Origin of the sequence: Bacillus carboniphilus, from assembly GCF_020524035.2 — a bacterium.
Lineage (GTDB): Bacteria > Bacillota > Bacilli > Bacillales > JAIVKR01 > Bacillus_CC.
In genome coordinates this window covers 2,427,590-2,443,777 of record NZ_CP129013.1, presented here as the reverse complement: position 1 = coordinate 2,443,777, position 16,188 = coordinate 2,427,590, and the positions used below count along the sequence as shown (strand labels likewise).

Here is a 16,188-nt window from a genome sequence, read left to right as displayed (position 1 = left end):
ATGCAGACATATGTAGTAATAGATTCAGTAACAAGGGGGTAATGGTGTGGGAACACTTTTAGTAGAAGATTTGAAAATAAATGTGAAACAGACGAAAAAAGCAACAGAAAGTATTTTAGAAAAATATAAAATATATATGTTGTCAGAGCCAGAGGAACGTCAACCAAAAATAACAGCCTCTTATTCTCTTTTGCCGCCGACAAAAACAAATCAATTTTATTCTTCAACAGAAGATATCGCTATTAAGAACATTGACTTCATGAGACGTAAGCAAAAACTCATTGAAAATGTTCAAAAGGCAATTAATAGACTTGATGAATTTGAAAGAGCCATCGTAGTGAAACGTTATCTCTCAGGTGATGATGTTTATGATTATGAAGTGTATAACGAACTTGGGTTAAGTGAGAGGAAATATTATCGAATGAAGGCAAAAATGTTTTACAAGTTAGCTCTTATCTTAAACGTGGAAGTGTATGATTAACCTTGTATAGTGAGGAAGATGAAAAGAATTAAACATTTAATTAGGGAGGAGCTAAAGATTCTTCTTTTTAAGAAAAAAGTGAATAGCATGATAAAAAGTAAAGTCTCTAGCTTCCTCCTCACTCTAATAAGGTTTTGTAATGAGGTTAATCTATATTTCTTTGTAGAAATAGGACTAGAAATATTTTATAGTATTAATAAAAAAGCACCTAAGAGTATAAATATAGTACCCACAATTTTTCTAGCAGTCATTATTTCTTTTAATCCAAAGTAGGAAATGACCATTGTCCAAATATACGTAAATGATGTGAGTGGAAATGCAATTGTATATGGCAAGTGTTTTAATAAAATAATATTAAGAAAAGCACCTGATAAATATAGAACGATACCTAGTCCAACATAAAAAAACAAACGTTTGTTTAACTTTAAGCCAGAAGAGGTAGCGAGTTTGAAAAAATAGCCTCCTAAAGCTCCTAAAAGTGTCATTGTTATAACAAGAATAAAAATTTTCATTACTCTACATCTCCTCCACCAATGAGTATAGACCCTACTATAATGAGGAGAATACCAAAATAATTTACGAACAGAAGTTTTTCATCCAATATCCATAATCCAAGTAGAATAGCGAAAATATAACTCAAACTAAGGAGAGGATGGAGCACCGATAAACTTCCATATTGAAAAGCGATAATCATGATGACAGCACCTAATCCGTATAGAACTAATCCCAATAATAATTCTAATGAGATCGTTCCATTGGACAGCTTCCAAAGAAGCTGTCCAATAGAAATTAAAAAGGAAGCAATAATCATCAAGATAATCCCTTTTTTATTCTTTGAAATTGATTGTTTAATTGATTTCAACATTCTTCTCGTCCCTTTTACTGGATAATAAAAATAAAAGTAATAATATTGTCACTAATGTAGTGCCATATAAGTATCGATAACTTTGGGCAGGTAAGGCAACAAACACACTAGCAGTGTTCAGAAGAGTGGGTAATACTACAATTATTGCCCTTTTTCCAAATCGAATAATAGCAACATACGTTAAAAATAGGAAAAGAAAAGTATGCATAGAAGTCCGCCATAGGGCCATCCTTACTACCCCTTGGTTAGTAGCTTCCAAATAAGCGTGTAACCATTTTGATAAGTTTAAAGAAATAGGTTCTCTCACTATACCATAGTCATTTTTATAAACATAGTTTACATAGGTAGTTTGCTTGCCTAAACCGTCTGGCTCATTAATCTGCCAGACAAGAGAAGTTTGCATAAGAAAAGCTTTTGTAACGAGCTTAGGGTTCTGTATACAGATCTCACTCCAAGTTTTAATAAAAGTAGAAAGATTATTAGGAAAGATAGCCTGTCTATTGTATTCTTTTGAAAATTTAATAGGGTCTGATAAATAGGGGTGGTACTTTTCTTTCCATAATTCAATAGGCAATATCTCATTCAAGTAACCTAACTGACTGTCAGTGACTTCTCCATCTTGAACTAAAACATAGGCTATTTGTTGAGTTGGTATACTGAGCATCTCATTTGGATCAGATGGTGTTACGTCTAGAAGAGAAAATATAGGGCCAGTAAACAGGCTGTGAGCTCCAATTGTTAAAGCTGCAACAATTACAATTCTCTTCCAATAATATCTAAAAGTAAACAGTAGGATTAGTATTGTAATAACAAATACAGGGAATCCGTTATGACGGAAAAATACAAGTCCAAAAGATGAAAAAATAAAAAGGAACAAGTACTTTTGGTTTAAAAGCCATTTACCTTTTGAAAGGGAAATTTCTATAAGGCAAAAAGTAAACAAAAATAAAAAACTGTTGTAAAATACATCTTTCCATAACGTAATAGAATGAATACCATTCATTGGGAGTATCGCTAGTATAACGGCAATAATGAATAGTCCTTTACTGGAAAATCCTTTTTTTTCAAAACGATAAAGAATATACCCGAATACGAATGCCATGAAAAGAATTTGAACTATAGCAATTGTTGCAGGAGAATCAATAATTTGAATCATCATCTTTATAAATAGAGTGTACATGAGTGGGTGCCAATCATTGTACGGTTCCCCATGTGCTTGTCCCCATTGAGCAAATGAATCTGGTGTCAATACGCCAGGGAAGAAAGCGAGTAAAAAGGCAGTCCAAACCAATAAACTAGGAGAAGCGTATAGTAATATTTTTGAACCTTTTACTTCTTTATGAGGATTGGATGATTGTCTTGTCAGGAATAAAGAAAAAATAAACAATAGAATGAAATAACTATAGATGAATGCACCAAACAAAATTAAAACTTTCATAAATAACGATAAGTTTTCATGATGAGCAGGATGCCCAGAGCTGCTAACAATAAAAAAAAGAGTGAATCCTGCAATGACGATTTTGTTATAAACGGTTAGGTGATTTATCCTTTTTTGAAGGAAAGTATATGCAGTGACGATTAAAAACAATAAACCAATTGCTCCCCATAAGTGAAAAGGGATATAAAACAATTGAACGGAAAAAGAAGTAACAATTAATAAAATGACTGTAAGTGAATATTCAAAACTGACTTTTTGAACAACTTCTCTAACATATTTAATCAATTCTCTGTTCCTCGATAGTGTCATAAATCCTCTTCAACTCTAACTCATATTGTTTTCGGTGGACAGAAGCTACGGTATCCAATATTAACCCACTTATCATAAACATGATTGACACAAGAATTAACCCAACTGCTAGTATTGCGGATGGGACCTTTGTGATGAAAGAAGTTTGAATAAACTCAACTATGACAGGGCTTCCAACTGCTAATCCGCTAATTAAAAAAAAGGCTGACCAAAGTGAAAAAAACATTAGTGGTTTATAATCTTTAAATAGAACAAATACCATTTTTAACACTTTATACCCATCAGAAAAAGTGTGTAACTTTGATTCACTTCCTTCAGGTCGATCTCGATAAACAATGGGTATTTCTTCAACTATAAATCGTTTGTCAAGTGCATGAATAGTCATCTCACTTTCAATTTCAAAACCAGGACTTAATACGGGCATAGATTTAACAAAGAAGCGATTAAAAGCTCGATACCCCGTCATGATGTCCGAAAGTGAACTTTTATATAAAGAGTTAATGAGACCCTTCACCAATCTATTCCCTAAATTATGAAACTGACGTTTATTCTGTTCACGATAGGTATTGTTTGATAATCGATCTCCTATCACCATGTGGGCCTTTTTTTCTATTAAGGGTTGGAGTAGTTGATGTACAAACTCTGCAGGATATGTATCATCTCCATCAGCCATTACATAGTAATCAGCATCAATTTCACTAAACATAGCGCGAACGACATTTCCTTTTCCTTGTCTTGGTTCATGCTTAACAATAGCTCCATGACGAATAGCAATTTCTGACGTGCGGTCAGAGGAATTGTTATCATAGACGTAAATTTCAGCATCAGGTAGTTCCTGTTTAAAGTCATTAATTACTTTTCCAATTGTTCGCTCTTCATTAAAGCAAGGAATTAATACAGCAATTTTCATTGAAAATAATCCTCCTAGCAAAGGTTGTTCGACAGTAGCCTTTTTATATTATAGTCATTTAAACTGATAAAAGACAATTTCCCAATGACTTTTCCGAGAATGAATGGAAACGTTTCATTAGAGAATGTAAAGTCATTCAAAGTTATTTAACGGTTCTTCTACTTGTCATTGAGGAATGAATAATGGTAGTAATACTATGATTAATCTTTGAGACATCTCTTAATCATTGATTTATTAATGAATAAATCCATAGTTTTTATTAAGTGCATGCAGACGAATAGTGGCAGACAAAGGGCAAAGCAAAGCTGAAGTTGGGTGTTAAGATGGTAATGTAGAAAAAATCTTAAGAGGTTGACGAAAACAATGTTCTATCCAACGTTCAAAAAGAGTGAGACGAAAAATGGCAGACAAAGGGCAAAGCAAACCCAAATGTAAGTGCTAAGATGGTAGTGTAGAAAAACTAAAAACTTTTTAAACACATCCGAATAGGATGTGTTTTTAATTCTTTGAAAGGAGGTGGTGACCATGGGTAGAAAGGAGATCAAGGATCTCTCCTAATTGAAAATGAATAGTCTATCATTCAGAAAGGAGATTTGATAGAAAGTGAACCAGTTTACAAAAGTATACAGTGCTGTTTATGATCGATTAGTCAATAATCCAGACGTGATGAATCGCATTACATCTGTTTATGACTATGAATCAGATGCAGCGGTTTATCCTTATGCAGTGTTAGGAGATATTTTAATTGAACCGAACGAAACAAAAACATCTATGGATCAACAAATAGAACTTACCTTGAACATCCGGCACGAAGCTCAAGGTAAGAAAGAATTGATTGCAATTGCTGAGTCTATTATAGCATCTTTATCGGAGGATCTTTCCGTTGAAGGTGTATTTTTATTGTCTCAAAATCTAAAAAGTTTCGAAGTATTACAGGAAGAAGAATCAAAGATTTACTATGGAAAAATCATTTATAAATTTAAAATTGAGTCGGAGGAATAATTATGAGTAAAATGCAAGGAATGAAATGTAAAGTATACATTAAGGACAACGATACAGATAAAGTATTAGCGGGTCAACGAAATGCAACATTAAATCGTTCATCAGAAACACTTGATGGTACATCAAAAGATTCAAATGGTTTTTGGAAAGAAAATCTTCAAGGATTTAAAGAGTGGTCCATTGATTGTGATGGTGCATTAGTAGAGTCAGATGAAGCCTATGGTATCCTAGAAGATAAATGGTTGAACTCTGAAAATGTAGAAATAGTTGTTGTGATGGGAAGTGGCACAAAATATGAAGGAAATGCGATTTTAACGGATTTCCCAATTGATATGCCATATGACGATTTAGTCACTTATTCCATGTCTTTAACAGGTTCAGGAGCATTAGCAAAAACGAAAGTGGCAAATGCATAAAATAATTGAGAGGTGAGCGTTTTTTGTTCACCTCTTTTCAAGTTTTAAAAAAATATTGGAGGTTTACCCAAATGGATAAAACGATTATTAAGACGAATCAGAATGCATTCTTTTTAAGATACCCTATTAATGCTCATTGCGAAGCAGAGGAGATGCTTGGTTTTCCTATTACACAATTAAATGAGAAAAATACAGGAATGACAGAATTTAGGACGTTAGTGTTTGTCGGGCTGAAATATGGTGGAAACCCTGTCTCCATTAATGAAGCAGGGGAAATCATGGGTGATGTGATTAATGAACATGGCATGGAATATTTCACAAAGCAGATCCAAGAAGCTATTACGAAAGGATTTAATCATCAAAAGCATCAACAGGCGAAGAAGGAGATATCTAAAAAAAAGAACTAACGTATGAAGAGATTATCGCACAAGGTGTAATTGTCTTTGGATTTTCTCCTTCTGAAGTAGGAGACTTAACGTATAAGCAGTTTAGTATTTTAATGGAGAAATATAATGAGATGAAAAAAAATGAGTACGAGATGGAGCGAAATGTGATTTACAATGCTATTGTTAACGCGAATCGAAAAAAGAATTCTCGTATCATTCCTTTATTTAATGAAAGTGCAGAGAGGGTTACAGAGGATGTATTAAATGATCGGAAGGAACTGTTTGGTAGCTAAGCTAAATCAGTTCTTTTTTTAGGTGGTGAAAAGATGAGTAACACGTTTATTAGTATGACTGAAATTAATCAATTTAACATAGCTGTTGCGCAAACAGAAACGAAATTGGAACAACTTGGGCAAAAGTTAGACAGTATTGGTGATTTGTTTGCCTCTCTATCAGTTCCTATTGTTGGTGCTGGAAAATCAGCCATTTCAACTGGAATGAGTTTTGAAGCTGGGATGTCGCAAGTAGCTGCTGTGACGAATGCAACAAGTAGTGAACTTACTTCCTTTGAAGAAAAAGCGAGACAAATTGGTGAAACAACCCAGTTTAGTTCCACAGAAGCAGCTAATGCTTTTACTGCATTGTCTAAAGCTGGCTGGGAGACTGAAGAAATGTTAAGTGGAATTGACAATATTTCAGCTTTAGCAGCAGCTTCAAATCAAGATTTAGCAAGCACGGCAGATGTTGTGGCTGATTCACTAAATGCTTTCGGAAAATCTGCGCTGATAGCGGAGAAGTTGCTGATGCATTAGCGGCTGCTTCTACCCATGCGGAAGCATCGGTAGGTTCTTTAGGGGATAGTTTGAATGTTTGTGGACCTCTTGCTAGTAAACTAGGATATTCTTTTGAAGATACAACACAAGCTTTAGCAATGATGTCTAGAGCAGGCATTGAGGGTAAGGATGCAGGAGCAGCTTTACAAACGATGATGACCAACTTATCGAATCCAACGTCTGAAGTAAAATCAGCAATGGATCAATTAGGGGTTTCGCTTAAAAACAGTGATGGTTCGATGAAAACACTTGATCAAGTAATGGCTGATTTACGCTCTGGATTTAAAGGGTTAGATGAAGATCAACAAGCAGCTTATGCCGCCACTCTTTTTGGAGAGAAAGCGATGAGTGGTGCTATGGCAGTTGTTACAGCAAGTGAAGATGAATACATTAAGCTTGGCGAAGCAATGAATAATAGTGAGGGATCTGCTCAAACTTTAGCCGAAACAATGGGAGATAATCTTTCTGGTAGAGTGGAAGAAATGAAAAGTGCATTAGCAGAAGCGGGAATCACCATTTTTGAATCGTTACAACCTGCATTAGAGAAAATAGTAGAGTGTATTACCTTTATGGCAGATGCTTTTAGTAATCTCTCTCCTCAAGCTCAAATGTTCATAATTATCTTAGGAGGATTAATTGCTATAGCAGGAATTGTTCTTCCGATAATCTCAGCCTTAGTAGGAATAGTGACGACTCTAGGGATAACCTTCTCAGTTGCTTTAGGGTGGATTGTTGGAATTATATTAGCTTTAGCGGCTATATTGACTGTTTTAATATATTGGGAGCAAATCAAAGAGTTTTTTATTGCTTTTTGGGAGGTTATCAAAGAGTTATTTTGGATTTCGCTTAATGCGCTTAAAGCTTTCTTCATAGAAGTTTGGAATGGAATCTCAGCTGTAACAAGTGTGGTATGGGAAGGGATCAAAGAATTTTTATCCGTTATTTGGCAAGGGATTCTTTCTTTTGTATCTCCTATTTTTGAAAGTATTAAAACAATTATAGAAAATGTATGGAATGTTATTTCAACAGTAACCTCAGCTGTTTGGGGATTTATTACTCAATATTTGCAAGCTATATGGACTGCATTGATCTATATTCTATCCCCAGTCTTTGAAAATATAAAAATAATTATTAAGAATGTTTGGGAATCGGTTAAAACCGTTTCTTCTACTGTATGGGAATGGATTAAAGAAAAATTAACAGCCGTTTGGAATGGATTAAAAGCATTAGTTAGTCCTATTTTTGATGGGATTAAAAACACCATCAGCAATGTGTGGAACACGATTAAGAGTGTTTCAACTAGTGTATGGGATGGAGTCAAAAATAGTTTAACGAATACATGGAATTCTATTAAGTCCACGGCATCAACTTTATGGAACGGATTGAAAACGACTATTTCAACCCCTGTGGATGCCATTAAAGATCACGTTACTTCAGCTTTTACTGGAATGAAAGATACAGCGTTAGGTGCATGGGAAGGGCTGAAAACAGGCATGAAAACGGTGATCAATGGAATTATTAGAATGGTGAATAAATTTATTGATGGCTTTAATACACCTGCAAAGCTTCTAAATAATATACCGAAAGTTAATGCTCCGATAATTCCGAATATTCCATTTTTAGCAACGGGTGGTCATTTGTTTGGTAGTGGTGCAGCGATCGTTGGTGAAGCCGGACCTGAGCTATTAAGTAAATCTGGTTCTTCTGTGAAGGTGACTCCTTTATCGGCAAGTGAGAAAGCCAGAGGAATAAGAGGTTCGCTAGGAAGCGGAGGCGTTTATGAGTTTCATTTATCTGTTCCGATTGATGGGCGAGAACTTGCTAAAAGTACCGTTCGTTATACCGCTGAAGAGCTTGGACGCTTACGAGTAAGGGGGGCATACTAAATGTTAACCTTCAATGGAAAAGATTTAAGTGAATTAATCAGAGTGACTGAAATAAACGGGAGAGGTCCCTTATCCCAAACTACGATTCGTCAGTCTATACCAGGAAAGGACGGGTCTTTTTTTCAACGGAGACAGCTAACAGAGCGTGTCCTTTCTGTTTCGTTTTTGATGATAGCAGACTCTCTCAATGATTTAAGGAAAAAGGTAGATCAGTTAAACGGAGTCCTAAACACAGACTTTGAAGTTCCCATTGTTTTTTCCGATGAACCGAATATGACCTATTATGGAATATTAGAAGGGAATTCAGATTTAGAAGAAATAGCATCTGTTGGTAAAGGGACTTTAACATTTGTTTGTACAGATCCGTTTAAATATGGCATAGAAAAAAGAGTTTCTTTTACTCAATCGGTCAATCAAACGGGACTCGGCTCCTATCAAACCCCACTACGTTTAGTGGCAACCATCACTGAACCTGTGAAAGAATACAAAGTATTTCATCAAGAACAGGACAAATATGTCAAGATTAAATGGGACTTTCAGAAAGAAGATATTTTAGAAGTCCATTTTCATAACGGTAAGATCTTAATCAATGATCAACTCGCAATGACGTCTTTTGATTGGGCGAGCAGCGAGTTTTTTGATTTATTGCCGGGTAAACAAACGATTACAGTGACAGATGGAACGACAACAGAGCTAATATGGAGACCTAGGTGGATCTAAATCGAATTATTAGCAACTCTTCCTATATCAAGATAGGGAGAGTTGATTTTTAAAGTGAGGTGACAGATTGTGCTATACATCTTTAATAAAAATGAACAACTAGAGACCATTATTATGGCGAATGGAGCAGGAGAAGAACAAAGGTCAACGCCTTTCTACTACAAGGAAGCCGAGCATATAGAACAACTAAATAAAGATCATTCGTTTACGTTTTGGGTTCCAGCTAATCATCCTGACTCAAACTTTATAAAAGAAGAAAAATTGGTAGCCATGAAAGATCAAGATGGTGATTTTCGTTTATTTGTCATAAAAGAGCTGGATGAAGTTCATGAGGATCTTTTATATAAAGAAGTATTTTGTATGGTAGCATGGAAAGATGAATTGGCAGATGAGCCTTTAAGCGAGATGAGTTTACAAGAAGTAACTTTAAGTGAGGCACTTTCAGATGTACTGAAGGATACTCGTTTTGAAAAAGGTGAAGTAGCTGAGTTAGGACAAAAAAGTATTCAGTTTCATTATGAAAGTGTACTAGATGGGATTCAAAAGATAGTTGAAACTTGGGGTGGAGAGATAAAGGATCACATTGTAGTGAAAGATAATCAAATCTCTGGTCGATACATCAATCTTTTGACTAGGCGAGGCGAAGATACGGGAAAAAGATTTGAAATGACAAAAGATCTTCAAAAGATTCGTAGAACGATCGTTTCATACCCTAAAACCGCTCTTATTGGACGCGGGAAAAGTGAAGAAACGGCAGATGGATTGACAGTAAGAAGAAGTTTTAAGAATGTTGAATGGAAAATGGAAGCGGGTGATCCTGCTAATAAGCCGATAGGACAAGAATGGATAGGAGATAAAGATGCATTATCACGATATGGGAGAGAAAATGGGACGAGGCATCGCTTTGGTTTTTTTGACGCATCTGATATAGAAGATGAACAGGATCTCTTAAGACAGACGTGGCAAGCTTTACAGGAAAGAACCAGTCCTTTAGTATCTTACGAACTAAGTGTGAATGCATTAGAAGAATTATCAGGTTTTGAACATGAAAAGGTTCGCCTAGGAGATACAGTCTTTGTTATTGATCGTCAGTTTGTTCCAGAGATATTAATAGAAGCTAGAGTGATCGAAATTCAACGTTTGTTACACAAACCTGAACGAACTATCGTTAAACTAGGCAACTTCCTCCCTTTATTTACGGATGATCAACGTTTAGATAAATTAGAAGCCAAAGTAAACGATCAGGCAGGGGTTTGGAGTCAAAAGCCGCAAATCGATGATGCAAGCTTTGTTGATCAAGTGCCAAGGATTCCTACTAACTTCAGTGCTTCAGGAGGTTTCCGGACGATCGCGTTAAAATGGGACTTCGATCCTTCATCATCAGTTGCTTGCTATGAGTTGTTTGCTTCGCAAGTTAATAACTTCAACCCGGATGAAAGCAACTTACTCTGGAGAGGTAAAGCAGGTGGCTATGGTCATAAAGTTGATACGAATGACCAGTGGTACTACAAAGTGAGAGCAGTAAATACTCACGGGACAACGAGTGCATTTTCTCCACAAGTAACGGCTACAACTGCAAAAATAGTCTCAGACGATATTTTACTTGGCGCAATAAACGCAGACTTAATTGTAGATTTATCTATCGATGCAGAAAAGCTGGCAAAAGAGGCTGTTACAGAAGAAAAGATAGGGAAGTTAGCCGTTGGGAATGCAGCCATTCAAAATGGGGCCATTACAAATGCAAAAATTGAAAAGGCAGCTATAGATACAGCGCAAATTAAAGATGGAGCGATTAAAAAAGCAAAGATTGAAGACGCGGCGATAGATGGAGCAAAAATTGCAGAGGCCTCCATTACCGCTGCCCATATTGATAATTTAAATGCCGATAAAATTAATGCAGGGATATTAGATGCCCAGTTTGTACGAATCGGATCAAAAACAACGTATGAGTCGGATGAATATGATCCATCGAAAAAAGCGAATCCAGGTGATGTGGCTACGGCAAAAACCGAAGCTATCACTGAAGCTAAGGCGAATTCTGAAGAGGCTGTAGGGAGTTTACAAACTTATGTGGACAACAGCTTTAAAGATGGAATCATTGAACAGTCTGAAGCTAAAGTCTTACAAACGTATATAGTTCAACTGGAGACAGCTTATACAGATTTAGAGAATCGTAAGAATAACGCTTATAACAACGGTTTTATTGGTTCTACTGAAAAGAGTAACTTGGCTACTAAATGGTCTGACTTTGCTAATAATGGTCATGAAACTTTAATTAGTGCTATAAACAGTGCTATAGCAGATGGAAAAACAACAGCTAGTGAGAAAGCCAATGTAGATTCTAAGTTTTCTACGTATAAAACGATGCTATCAAGTCTTGTTGAATCGTTAGAAAAAGCAAGTGAATCTATAATAGCCAATAGTAATGCTAACTCTAAAAGTCATGCAGAAACTAAAGCTAGTGAAGCTGAAGGTAGGGCTAACTCACACGCGGAGGAAAAGGCTAGTGAAGCACTTACACAGGCAAAGGCACATACTGACGGTGAGATAGAAACATTAACAAGTGTTGTAAATGACGTTAAATTTAGAACAACGGATACCGCTATTATTTCAACAGTGACGAAGTCTTCCACTTACACAAATGCTTTAAACGGTAAAGCTGATAATTCAACTGTGACTGATTTGGGGGAACGTGTAGAACTAGCAGAATCAAACATTGAACAGACGGCTGATGGGTTAACGTTAAAGGTATCTACTGACAAGATTATTTCAACTATTAATCAATCACCCGAACGTATAGAAATTGATGCTAGTAAAATTGATATTAGCGGGGCAGTAACGTTTAGTAGTTTTGACACAAATATGAAAAGTAAAATAAATAACTGGGATTCAACTTCTAGTAAAATAACAAATTGGACACATTCTTCAAATAGAACTTATATTGATGGTGGGAAAATATATACAGATACTATAACAGCTAGGCATATCAATATAACCTCTCTATCTTCTTTAACTGCAAACTTAGGCAAGGTTACAACAGGTCATCTTGAGGGGGTTAAAATAACATCAAATAATAGTGATGGGTATACACAAATAGAAGGTGACCGAATACTGACTTATGAGGACAATGGAAATGCAGAAAGTAATAGAACAGTAATATTAGAACGCGGTGAGTTAAATGTTTATGATTCGTATGATTTTGAAAATCGTAACGGGTATGAAGAAAGGGCAACCGTCTTTGAATATGGATTTGAATATAGAAGACCGTTTGTTAGTTCGTCTTACCCAGATTTTAAGGTAACTAAAGGTGATGGTAAAGGTAGAACTCTATATTGGAGTACTGGAATTCATGAAATAGTTAGTGGTGATCCTAGAACAACATTAGAATTAAGAAGTAGTTATTCAAGTGGTTATCAAGATATGAGGTTTACAGCAAGAGAATATGGTGACATTGGTGAAGTAGTTAGAAAAGGTTTTTTTGGTTTTCCTTCTAGTTCTAGTCCATATAGAATGACCGTCTATAATGATAATACTCATAGTGATTCAGACTTCAATATTGGAGGTAAAAAAGGTTTTTGGTTTCGATTTAAAACGAGTTCTGATGGGAACGGGCATTCTACCTTACAAGGGGCAAATAGGGCGGTAATCAAATTCCTAAAAACGTCAAACACTGTTCAGATAAGGAACAGTAGTGATAATGGTTATGCTGATTTACACTGTTCCGATTTAACGGAAACATCTAGCCGTGATTTGAAGAAAAATATAGTAGCTTATGAAGATAGCGTACTAGAAAGCATTGCAAGCACACCTGTTTATAACTACCACTTACTGAATGATTTAGATGAAGAAATGCCACGCCTTGGAATAATCTTAGACGAAGCACCTGTAGACATTGTAAGTCCTAGTGGAGCAGGGATCAGTAACTATAGTATGGTGTCGTATTTATGGAAAGCTATCCAAGAATTAAACGATAAAGTAATCGATTTAGAAAACCAACTACAAGGAGAAGATCAAAATGGAACAAACACAACAACAAATTGACGTAAACGAAATTTTAAATGTAATGAGTAGCCGTGTGGCGGAACTAACGAAAGAAAATGCGATTCTTCAAGCCCAACTAAAGCATGTAATGGAATCAAAAAATGAAAATAACGAAGAACAAAATGAGTCCAGATAGGGCTTTTTCTTTTGGCGAATTTTAAAAGGACTCATTAAAGGAGCTAGCAAAGGACTTTATTACATGATTCAACGTACTAGAATCCCTTGCTTTCTTACGGAAAGAGGTGATGATATGGAAGAAAGAATCAGACAGTTAGAACATGATATTACGGATTTAAAGACACGTATTGCTGTTGCCGAATCAAACATCACCGATATCAAAGCGGATCTTTCTTCTATTAAATCCAATACGACTTGGCTCCTAAGAATCGTAATAGGGGCCATTGTTATTGCCATCATTGGTTTGGTTATGAACGGGGGAATGTTATATGGATCGTTTTAGAAACTATGGATTATGGGTTGCTTTATTCTCTCTCATCGGTCTTTTTGTCAATGATTTAATTGCACCAGCAAGATACCAAGAAATTGTTGATGCTATCTTAGCTGTTTTAGTAGCGGGAGGAATAGTGAACAATCCTTCGCTTGGTAGAGGATATAAAGATAATCTGGAACTTTAAAAAAGATGAAAGGGGAAGATCTGATTGATTAAAATCGTCCTAGATGCTGGTCACGGAATGCATACGCCAGGAAAGCGAGTACCAGACGGAACTATGAGAGAATGGGAGTTTAATAGTAAAGTTGTCCAAAAGACTATAAGAAAGTTAAAAGAATACCAAGATGTCATGATTTTGCGAGTTGATGACCATACGGGAGAAAAAGATATTCCATTAGTAGAAAGAACAAATAAAGCCAATTCATTTGCGGCAAACTGTTACGTATCTGTTCACGCGAATGCATACGGAAGGGGATTCACTAATCCTAGTGGCATTGAGACTTATATATATCCATCTAGACCGAAAGAAGCGTTATCTCTTGCATCCTTAGTCCAAAAGAATTTAGTTCATGAGACGGGAAGAAGAAATCGAGGAGTGAAGGCTGCTAATTTTCACGTGCTAAGAGAAACGAAAATGACCGCTATTCTTTGTGAATGTGGCTTTATGACAAACAAAGAAGAATCCCAACTTTTAAAGTCTGATCAGTATCGACAAAAGTGTGCTGATGCGATTGCTCAAGGAATCGCTTCTCAATATAAATTAAAAAAGAAAAGAAACATAAAAGAACTAAACATATCTTCGAAGTTATATAAAGTTCAGGTAGGTGCATTTAAAGAAAAAAATAATGCAGAACGGCATGTTCGTAGCTTAAAAGCAAAGGGTATCGATGCTTTCATCATTCAAGAATAAACCTCGCTATCACTCTCAATCATTGAGAGTGATAGCTTTTAAACACTTCCCCAACCTATTAATCTCTTTCTATGTTTAAATTCCTTCCCTCTTGTCCATAATGTCGTGTAAGGGGGAGATCTAGTGATGAAAAAGAAAAATATGCAAAGAAGCATTTTAATATACATATGTATTTTGTTAGTAGGAGCATTAGGGACAGCCTATCAGTCTCCAACAAGTGCGAACGGTAATGAAACGGTGACCATTCCAGACGACGCAATTCGTTTAAGAATATTAGCAAATAGTGACTCAAAAGAAGATCAGCAACTTAAGCGTAAAATAAGAGATCAAGTGAATGAAGAAATTAATGTGTGGGTAGAAAAACTAACATCCGTTGAAGAAGCCCATAAGCTGATTGAAGAAAAGTTAGTGGACATAGAAAAAATAGTGGAAGAGACAATGATAGAAGAAAGCAATATTCAAAGTTATTCCGTGTCGTTTAAACGAGTAGAGTTTCCGACAAAATTATATGGAAACTATCTTTACCCCGCAGGAACCTATCAAGCGCTCCTGATCTCATTAGGAGAAGCAGAAGGAGCGAATTGGTGGTGTGTACTGTTTCCTCCACTATGTTTCCTCGATTTTTCAAACGGAGAGGCGGTAGAAGAGGAGGAAGAAGCAAAGAAGAAAGAAGAAAAGGAGGACAATGACCAGCTTGCAACGTTATTAGAAGAAATTGAAAAGCCAAAAAAGGAAGAAGAAGAGGATAAAGTAGAAGTGAAGTTTTTCCTAGTAGAATGGTTTGAAGGATTGTTTTCATAATAGGATCAATTAAGTTACTAATCCCAACTTTTTAGTCTAATCCTTATCCTACCTCATAGAATGTAATAACATATGAAAATGAGGTGGAGAGGCTATGTATCGTTTAAAGATTGCAGAGGAACAAGATTATAGTAAGTTGGCAGAATTCATAAGCTACGTAAAGGTAGACTGGGATCGCTTTAAAGAAATATGTGAGGCATTTATTATCTTACAAGATAAAGATGATAAAGTGGTGGCATCGGTTGGTTTAGAAATAGTTGAAAACAATGGATTAGTACGCTTGTTAATTGTCACTCCAGAAATTGGTCAAGCTTATGCCTTGTCCTTAATCGAAGGAATTGAACAATTGAAGGCTAAGTATAAACTAGAAAAACTATTTGTAAAGGCAAGTACGGAACCAGCAGAAGAACTATTTGGACTTATTGGTTATTATAAAATGGAGAAAGGCGATATACCTGAAAAGGTTGCTGAGAAAATGAAAGATTTATCGGAGGAAACGGTCATTATGGCAAAATAAATAAAACGGTTACAATCCACAAAGTTATTAACAAAATCGAGGTAGTTATCCACAAAATGTGGGTAACTACCTTTCTTTTAGATTAAATGTAAGAAAAAAAGTAGTAAAAAGCTAGGTTTTACCGTCTTCAAACATTTACCCTGTGTGTAAAAGATTTATCCACAAATCGTAAACATTTTTTAGAAAAAATTTCTCATTTGTGGACGATTGAGAATTCTTAAT

The 16,188-nt window shown here is 35.7% G+C and carries 17 protein-coding genes and 1 pseudogene; 14 read left to right on the top strand and 4 right to left on the bottom strand.

What is annotated here, in order from left to right; translation table 11 throughout:
* Window positions 1–46: 46 nt before the first annotated feature.
* Window positions 47–481: an ArpU family phage packaging/lysis transcriptional regulator gene (locus LC087_RS12475; RefSeq protein ID WP_226541498.1), complete on the top strand. Its 435-nt coding sequence runs from the start codon at window positions 47–49 to the stop codon at window positions 479–481.
* A gap of 185 nt (window positions 482–666) precedes the next feature.
* Here LC087_RS12475 and LC087_RS12470 read toward each other — a convergent pair whose 3' ends face one another.
* Genes LC087_RS12470 through LC087_RS12455 form a run of 4 tightly spaced genes read right to left on the bottom strand, consistent with a single transcriptional unit; the run spans window position 667 to window position 4,003 of the window.
* Window positions 667–993 carry an EamA family transporter gene (locus LC087_RS12470; RefSeq protein ID WP_226541500.1) on the bottom strand — a complete coding sequence of 109 codons (327 nt, stop codon included), beginning with the start codon at window positions 991–993 and terminating at the stop codon, window positions 667–669.
* A complete protein-coding gene (locus tag LC087_RS12465; RefSeq protein WP_226541502.1) occupies window positions 993–1,346 on the bottom strand; it encodes an EamA family transporter in 354 nt (117 codons plus the stop codon). The genes LC087_RS12470 and LC087_RS12465 overlap by 1 nt, the downstream gene beginning before the upstream one ends.
* Window positions 1,330–3,069: a DUF6020 family protein gene (locus tag LC087_RS12460; RefSeq protein ID WP_226541505.1), complete on the bottom strand. Its 1,740-nt coding sequence runs from the start codon at window positions 3,067–3,069 to the stop codon at window positions 1,330–1,332. Before LC087_RS12460 ends, LC087_RS12465 begins: the two co-directional genes overlap by 17 nt.
* Window positions 3,062–4,003 carry a glycosyltransferase family 2 protein gene (locus LC087_RS12455; RefSeq protein WP_226541507.1) on the bottom strand — a complete coding sequence of 314 codons (942 nt, stop codon included), beginning with the start codon at window positions 4,001–4,003 and terminating at the stop codon, window positions 3,062–3,064. Before LC087_RS12455 ends, LC087_RS12460 begins: the two co-directional genes overlap by 8 nt.
* 603 nt (window positions 4,004–4,606) lie before the next feature.
* Here LC087_RS12455 and LC087_RS12450 point away from each other — a divergent pair.
* The 13 genes and pseudogenes from LC087_RS12450 to LC087_RS12385 all read left to right on the top strand — a co-directional run bounded on the left by LC087_RS12450 (window position 4,607) and on the right by LC087_RS12385 (window position 15,966).
* On the top strand, window positions 4,607–5,005 hold the full coding sequence (locus LC087_RS12450) for a DUF3168 domain-containing protein (protein ID WP_226541508.1): 399 nt from the start codon (window positions 4,607–4,609) through the stop codon (window positions 5,003–5,005).
* A gap of 2 nt (window positions 5,006–5,007) precedes the next feature.
* Window positions 5,008–5,421: a phage major tail protein, TP901-1 family gene (locus LC087_RS12445; protein ID WP_226541510.1), complete on the top strand. Its 414-nt coding sequence runs from the start codon at window positions 5,008–5,010 to the stop codon at window positions 5,419–5,421.
* 71 nt (window positions 5,422–5,492) lie between these two features.
* Entirely contained in the window at window positions 5,493–5,828 is a 336-nt protein-coding gene (locus LC087_RS12440) for a hypothetical protein (protein ID WP_226541512.1), read from the top strand.
* A gap of 110 nt (window positions 5,829–5,938) precedes the next feature.
* Window positions 5,939–6,100 carry a hypothetical protein gene (locus LC087_RS12435; protein WP_226541513.1) on the top strand — a complete coding sequence of 54 codons (162 nt, stop codon included), beginning with the start codon at window positions 5,939–5,941 and terminating at the stop codon, window positions 6,098–6,100.
* 174 nt (window positions 6,101–6,274) lie between these two features.
* A pseudogene (locus LC087_RS12425) lies at window positions 6,275–8,526 on the top strand (phage tail tape measure protein); the annotation flags it as partial.
* Window positions 8,527–9,246, top strand: a complete 720-nt coding sequence (locus LC087_RS12420) for a distal tail protein Dit (RefSeq protein WP_226541516.1) — start codon at window positions 8,527–8,529, stop codon at window positions 9,244–9,246.
* Window positions 9,247–9,315: 69 nt separating this feature from the next.
* Window positions 9,316–13,287 (top strand): phage tail protein, encoded by a 3,972-nt coding sequence (locus LC087_RS12415; protein WP_226541519.1) that lies wholly within the window; start codon window positions 9,316–9,318, stop codon window positions 13,285–13,287.
* Window positions 13,262–13,423: a hypothetical protein gene (locus tag LC087_RS12410; RefSeq protein WP_226541521.1), complete on the top strand. Its 162-nt coding sequence runs from the start codon at window positions 13,262–13,264 to the stop codon at window positions 13,421–13,423. Before LC087_RS12415 ends, LC087_RS12410 begins: the two co-directional genes overlap by 26 nt.
* A 114-nt stretch (window positions 13,424–13,537) precedes the next feature.
* Window positions 13,538–13,747, top strand: a complete 210-nt coding sequence (locus tag LC087_RS12405) for a hemolysin XhlA family protein (protein WP_226541524.1) — start codon at window positions 13,538–13,540, stop codon at window positions 13,745–13,747.
* Window positions 13,734–13,922, top strand: coding sequence for a holin (locus LC087_RS12400; protein ID WP_226541526.1), 189 nt, complete (start codon window positions 13,734–13,736; stop codon window positions 13,920–13,922). The genes LC087_RS12405 and LC087_RS12400 overlap by 14 nt, the downstream gene beginning before the upstream one ends.
* A 24-nt stretch (window positions 13,923–13,946) precedes the next feature.
* On the top strand, window positions 13,947–14,648 hold the full coding sequence (locus LC087_RS12395) for an N-acetylmuramoyl-L-alanine amidase (RefSeq protein ID WP_226541528.1): 702 nt from the start codon (window positions 13,947–13,949) through the stop codon (window positions 14,646–14,648).
* Window positions 14,649–14,774: 126 nt separating this feature from the next.
* Window positions 14,775–15,449, top strand: a complete 675-nt coding sequence (spoIIR, locus tag LC087_RS12390; RefSeq protein WP_226541530.1) for a stage II sporulation protein R — start codon at window positions 14,775–14,777, stop codon at window positions 15,447–15,449.
* Between the two features lie 94 nt (window positions 15,450–15,543).
* Window positions 15,544–15,966, top strand: coding sequence for a hypothetical protein (locus tag LC087_RS12385; protein ID WP_226541533.1), 423 nt, complete (start codon window positions 15,544–15,546; stop codon window positions 15,964–15,966).
* Window positions 15,967–16,188: the final 222 nt, after the last annotated feature.

Coding starts and splice junctions, on each gene's coding strand:
- LC087_RS12410 (WP_226541521.1), top strand. CDS start 13,262: ATGGAACAAACACAACAACAAATTGACGTAAACGAAATTTTAAATGTA.
- LC087_RS12435 (WP_226541513.1), top strand. CDS start 5,939: ATGAAAAAAAATGAGTACGAGATGGAGCGAAATGTGATTTACAATGCT.
- LC087_RS12455 (WP_226541507.1), bottom strand. CDS start 4,003: ATGAAAATTGCTGTATTAATTCCTTGCTTTAATGAAGAGCGAACAATT.
- LC087_RS12470 (WP_226541500.1), bottom strand. CDS start 993: ATGAAAATTTTTATTCTTGTTATAACAATGACACTTTTAGGAGCTTTA.
- LC087_RS12405 (WP_226541524.1), top strand. CDS start 13,538: ATGGAAGAAAGAATCAGACAGTTAGAACATGATATTACGGATTTAAAG.
- LC087_RS12385 (WP_226541533.1), top strand. CDS start 15,544: ATGTATCGTTTAAAGATTGCAGAGGAACAAGATTATAGTAAGTTGGCA.
- LC087_RS12400 (WP_226541526.1), top strand. CDS start 13,734: ATGGATCGTTTTAGAAACTATGGATTATGGGTTGCTTTATTCTCTCTC.
- LC087_RS12465 (WP_226541502.1), bottom strand. CDS start 1,346: ATGTTGAAATCAATTAAACAATCAATTTCAAAGAATAAAAAAGGGATT.
- LC087_RS12420 (WP_226541516.1), top strand. CDS start 8,527: ATGTTAACCTTCAATGGAAAAGATTTAAGTGAATTAATCAGAGTGACT.
- LC087_RS12445 (WP_226541510.1), top strand. CDS start 5,008: ATGAGTAAAATGCAAGGAATGAAATGTAAAGTATACATTAAGGACAAC.
- LC087_RS12440 (WP_226541512.1), top strand. CDS start 5,493: ATGGATAAAACGATTATTAAGACGAATCAGAATGCATTCTTTTTAAGA.
- spoIIR (WP_226541530.1), top strand. CDS start 14,775: ATGAAAAAGAAAAATATGCAAAGAAGCATTTTAATATACATATGTATT.